The 4,851-nt window shown below is 71.4% G+C and carries 6 protein-coding genes; 3 read left to right on the top strand and 3 right to left on the bottom strand.

Translation table 11 applies throughout. The annotated features are described in order from the left end of the window. Nucleotides 1–149 precede the first annotated feature (149 nt). The gene (secB, locus tag VI238_RS15370; RefSeq protein WP_331652919.1) at nt 150–638 is read left to right on the top strand and encodes a protein-export chaperone SecB; all 489 of its coding nucleotides are present in this window, start codon (nt 150–152) and stop codon (nt 636–638) included. An 81-nt stretch (nt 639–719) separates the two neighbouring features. Further along, on the top strand, nt 720–1,715 hold the full coding sequence (locus VI238_RS15375) for an NAD(P)H-dependent glycerol-3-phosphate dehydrogenase (RefSeq protein WP_331652921.1): 996 nt from the start codon (nt 720–722) through the stop codon (nt 1,713–1,715). Between the two features lie 141 nt (nt 1,716–1,856). Here the strand turns inward: VI238_RS15375 and trmL are convergent, their stop codons facing one another. The 3 genes from trmL to VI238_RS15390 form a co-directional block, all read right to left on the bottom strand. Next, on the bottom strand, nt 1,857–2,339 hold the full coding sequence (gene trmL / locus VI238_RS15380) for a tRNA (uridine(34)/cytosine(34)/5-carboxymethylaminomethyluridine(34)-2'-O)-methyltransferase TrmL (protein ID WP_331652923.1): 483 nt from the start codon (nt 2,337–2,339) through the stop codon (nt 1,857–1,859). Between the two features lie 78 nt (nt 2,340–2,417). Beyond that, nucleotides 2,418–2,765, bottom strand: a complete 348-nt coding sequence (locus VI238_RS15385; protein WP_331652925.1) for a hypothetical protein — start codon at nt 2,763–2,765, stop codon at nt 2,418–2,420. A 288-nt stretch (nt 2,766–3,053) separates the two neighbouring features. Beyond that, nucleotides 3,054–3,746 (bottom strand): SDR family oxidoreductase, encoded by a 693-nt coding sequence (locus VI238_RS15390; protein ID WP_331652927.1) that lies wholly within the window; start codon nt 3,744–3,746, stop codon nt 3,054–3,056. Nucleotides 3,747–3,924: 178 nt separating this feature from the next. Between VI238_RS15390 and VI238_RS15395 the strand changes: the two genes are divergently transcribed. After that, the coding region (locus VI238_RS15395; protein WP_414650075.1) for a M16 family metallopeptidase at nt 3,925–4,851 on the top strand (927 nt) is incomplete at its 3' end.

The following is a 4,851-nucleotide window of genomic DNA, read 5'->3' on the forward strand; positions in this document are numbered from 1 at the left end:
GTGCACGGCGATGCCGTCGCGGCGCGCTCGTCGCAAGGCGCGCGCGACCCGGCGGCGAGCGTCTCCGCGCGACCGCGCGGGCCGGGTGCGCCGCCGCCGCGTCCAAGGGATAATCGACGGCCTTTTACCCCTTCAATCGAGCACACCCCATGGCAGACAACACCAACGGCGCGACCGCCCCCGAGCAGAATCAGGCGCAGCTGAACCTGCAGCGCATCTACGTCAAGGACGTTTCGTTCGAGGCCCCGAGCGCGCCGCAGATCTTCCAGCAGCAGGGCCAGCCGAACGTCGAGCTGAACCTTGCGCAGCGCGTCGCGCCGCTCGGCGCCGACGTCTACGAGGTGGTGCTCAGCGTGACCGCGACCTGCCGCGTCGAGGACAAGACCGCGTACCTCGCCGAAGTGCAGCAGGCCGGCATCTTCGGTCTCACCGGATTCGATGCGCAGGGCCGCGACGCCGTGCTCGCGACCTATTGCCCGAACGTGCTGTTCCCGTACGCGCGCCAGGTGATCTCCGAGCTCGTGCAGAACGGCGGCTTCCCGCCGTTCTTCCTGCAGCCGATCAACTTCGATGCGCTGTACGCCGAGCAGATGCGCCGCCGCGCCGAATCGGGCGCTCCGCAGGGCGCCAACGCCTGATCCTGCGCGGCCGCGCATGATGGCGGTCCATTCCATGAGGGACTCCGCCGCCGGCGCTCGCCGGGCGGCGGAGCTCGCGCGATGAACACGTTCGCCGTGCTCGGCGCGGGTTCGTGGGGCACCGCGCTCGCGGTGCAACTCGCGCGCAACGGCGTGCCGACCACGCTCTGGGGTCGCACGCCGCAGGCGGTCGTCGACATGGCGACGACGCGCCGCAACGCGCGCTACCTGCCCGATCTCGAATTGCCCGACGCGCTGCAGTTGTCCGCCGCGCTCGAACCCTGCGTGCGCGACGCCGGTACCGTGCTGATCGCGGTGCCGAGCCACGCGTTCGACGACCTGCTGCTCACGATCGCGCCGTGGGTCGCACCCGGCGTCGGCATCGCGTGGGCGACCAAGGGCTTCGACCCCGCATCGGGCCGCTTCCTGCACGAGCTCGTCGCCGAGCGCCTACCCGGCCATCCGGGTGCGGTCGTCACCGGGCCGTCGTTCGCGCGCGAAGTCGCGCTCGGCCTGCCGACCGCGCTCACCGTGCATTCGGCCGATCCGGCGTTCGCACAGGGGGTCGCGCGCGCGCTCCACTCGCCGCGCTTCCGCGCCTACACCGGCAACGACGTGCTCGGCGCCGAGCTCGGCGGCGCGATGAAGAACGTGCTCGCCGTCGCGACCGGCGTCGCCGACGGCATGCAGATGGGCCTCAACGCACGCGCGGGCCTGATCACGCGCGGTCTCGCCGAGATGCTGCGCCTCGGCGGCGCGCTCGGCTCGCGCGCGGAAACGCTCATGGGCCTCGCCGGCCTCGGCGACCTCGTCCTCACCTGCACCGGCGATCTTTCGCGCAACCGCCGGCTCGGCCTCGCGCTCGGCCGCGGGACCCCGCTCGCAACGGCGATCGCCGAGATCGGCCAGGTCGTCGAGAGCGTGCAGACGGTCGACACCGTGATGAAGCTCGCCGACGCGCACCGCGTCGAACTGCCGATCACCGCGCTCGTGCAGAAGGTGCTGCACGAGGAACTCACGCCCGCGGAAGGCATGCGTGCGCTGCTCGCACGCGAGCAGAAACCCGAATATCCGTAGGGCGGGCCCAGGCCCGCCGCCTTCGACGCGACCGGTTGGCCGGGACCTGCCCTGCGTTGCCGCGCGGCACCAGTCGGGATGCCGCCGCGTGCAGGACGGCATCGCGGCTTCCGCCGCGCCCACAGGATGTCTCCGAAGGGATCACGCGCTGCCGGCGAAGCCGAGCTGCCGCCACGCCTCGAACACGACCACCGCGACCGCATTCGACAGGTTGAGGCTGCGATTGCCCGGCCGCATCGGCAGGCGCAGGCGCCGTTCGGGCGCGATCGCGTCGAGCACGTCCTGCGGCAGGCCGCGCGTCTCCGGACCGAACAGGAACGCATCGCCGTCGGCGTAGGCGACCTGGTCGTAGCGCTCGCGCCCGCGCGTCGACAACGCGAACAGCCGACGCGGCGCGACGGCCGCGGCGAACGCCGCGAGGTCGTCGTGCACGGCGACCTCGGCGAACTCGTGGTAATCGAGGCCCGCGCGGCGCAGCTTGGCGTGATCGAGGTCGAAACCGAGCGGCCGCACGAGATGCAAGGCGGCGCCGCTGTTCGCGCACAGGCGAATCACGTTGCCGGTGTTGGGCGGAATCTCGGGCTGGTAGAGGACGACGTGCAGCACGCGCGCATTATCGCCCACGGGGACGCCGGATCGGTGCGAGCGGTGCGTCCACCCGGGGCGCAAGCGCGGCGTCGATGCCGCGCTCGCGCCGTGGTGTCACTCGGCGGCGAGCAGCACGCCGTCGGCGTCGCCGGCGAGCACGCGCTCGAACGGTGCGACGAGCATCGCGAAGTCGGCGGCGGACGCGGTCACGCGCACGGTCGGCAGCAAGGTCACCGGCAACGCCTCGCCCGCGGCGAGTTCGCTGGCGACGCTGTCGTCCGGGTTCGCCGCGCGCGCGGTCACGCGCAGTGCCGGCAGCAAGGTCGCGTGCAGCGGCGCGCGCGCCTCGACCGACATGCCCGCGTCGGCGGCGGCCGCGTGCGGCACGCGTTCGATGGCGAAGGAACCCGCGACCATCGTCGCGGCCAGGGCGGCGCGGATGAGCGGAGTGCGGACGTTCATGACATTTCTCCTTTTTGCGAGCTTCCAGTTCGTGCAGAGCAAGCGATGTGCCAACCAGGGGAGCTGCCCTGCTCACGGATCTATGGATGCAGCGAAGGCGAAAAGAGTTGCTAGGCCGGAAGTCACGTCGTGCACGCGCACGCGGCCGTTTCACGCGGTTTCCGCGCGCTCGCGCGTGCATCGGCGCGTCGACGCCGGATACGTCGCCAAGCCACGCATGCGCGCATGCGCCCTGCGGGCGTGCGCGTCCGCGGCGTGCGGACACGCCCGCGGACACGCCGCGGACAGCTACCAGGGGATCTCGTGCCCGCGTTCGGAGAGGAAGCGGCCACTGTCGCCGGGCTTGAGCGCGTCGATCGTGCGCAGCATCGCCGCGACGGATTCCGAGGCGCTCAGCGGTGCGTTCGCGCCGCCCATGTCGGTGCGCACCCAGCCCGGGCACAGCGCGATCACGATCGCACGCTGCGGCTTGAGCGCGAGCGCGAGCAGGCGCGAGGCCATGTTGAGCGCGGCCTTGCTGATCGAGTAGCTCGGGCTGTAGAGCGAATCGGTGCCGCCGATCGATCCGAGCGTGCTCGTGAGGCTGGCCACGCGCGCACCGTCGGCGAGGCGTGGGGCGAGCGCCTGCGCGAGGAGGAACGGGCCCTGCGCGTTCGTAGCGAAACTGTCGGCGAGCGCCTTCGCCTCGATCGAGCCGAAGCGCTCGCCCTCCACGAGCATGCCTGCGTTGTTCACGAGCAGCCCGACGCGCAGGTCGAGCGTGACGATCTCGCGCGCGAGTTCGGCGATCGAGCGCGGATCCGGCAAGGTCAGCGGCAGCACGAGCAGGTGCCCGGGGTGGGCGCCCGCCAGACGGGTCAATTCGAGCGCGCGACCCGGATGGCGGCAGGTCGCGATCACGCGCTCGCCGCGCGCGAGCAGCTGGCGCACGAACTCGAGGCCGATGCCGCGGTTCGCGCCGGTGACGAGGGCATGCGACATGCGCATCTCCTGCGACGCGGCGAACCCTGCCGCCGCGCCGCAGTCTAACGGAACCGACCGCCGGCTTCAGAGGCCCGCGCGTCGGTCGTCGCGGCCGTGACCTACGTCCGTTGCGGCCGACGCCGACGGCCGCGTAACCTGCACGTTTTCCGTGTTCCGCGCATCGCCAGGAGAATCCATGCGCAAGTCCTTCGCCTGCCTCGCCGCCGCCGCCTGTTTCGCCAGCATGGGGGCCGCCGCCGCGCCCGCGGCCCGCGGCGATGCGATCGACATCCCGTTCACGCGATTCACCTTGCCGAACGGCCTCACCCTCGTCGTCAGCGAGGACCACAAGGCCCCTGTGGTCGCGGTCAGCGTGTGGTACCACGTCGGTTCGGCCGACGAGCCGGCCGGCAAGACCGGCTTCGCGCACCTGTTCGAGCACCTCATGTTCCAGGGCTCGGAGAACCACAAGGACGAATTCTTCCGACCGTTCGAACTCGCCGGCGCGACCGACCAGAACGGCACGACCTGGTTCGACCGCACCAACTACTACGAGACCGTGCCGACCACCGCGCTCGACATGACGCTGTGGATGGAATCCGACCGCATGGGCCACCTGCTCGGGGCGATCGGCCAGGCCGAACTGGACGAGCAGCGCGGCGTCGTGCAGAACGAGAAGCGCCAGGGCGAGAACCAGCCGTACGGTCGCGTCGACGAGCGCGTCGCGGCGAATGCGTTCCCGGCGAACCATCCGTACCACCACGACACGATCGGTTCGATGAAGGATCTCGACGCGGCCTCGCTCGCCTACGTCAAGCAGTGGTTCCAGGCCTGGTACGGCGCCGCCAACGTGACGATCTCGATCGTCGGCGACATCACGCCCGAGGTCGCGAAGGAGAAGGTGCAGGCGTACTTCGGCGACATCCCGGCGGGCGCGCCGGTGCCGCGCCAGCAGCCGTGGACGGCACCGCGCACGCAGTCCACGCGCGACACGATGACCGACCGCGTCGCGCAGACGCGCATCGTGCGCGAGTGGAACGTGCCCGGCCTCGCCGATGCGGACGAAGGCCTGCTCGAACTCGCCGCCGACGTGCTCGGCGGCGGCAAGACCTCGCGCCTGTAC

This window comes from Dokdonella sp. (genome assembly GCF_036518555.1).
GTDB lineage: Bacteria > Pseudomonadota > Gammaproteobacteria > Xanthomonadales > Rhodanobacteraceae > Dokdonella_A.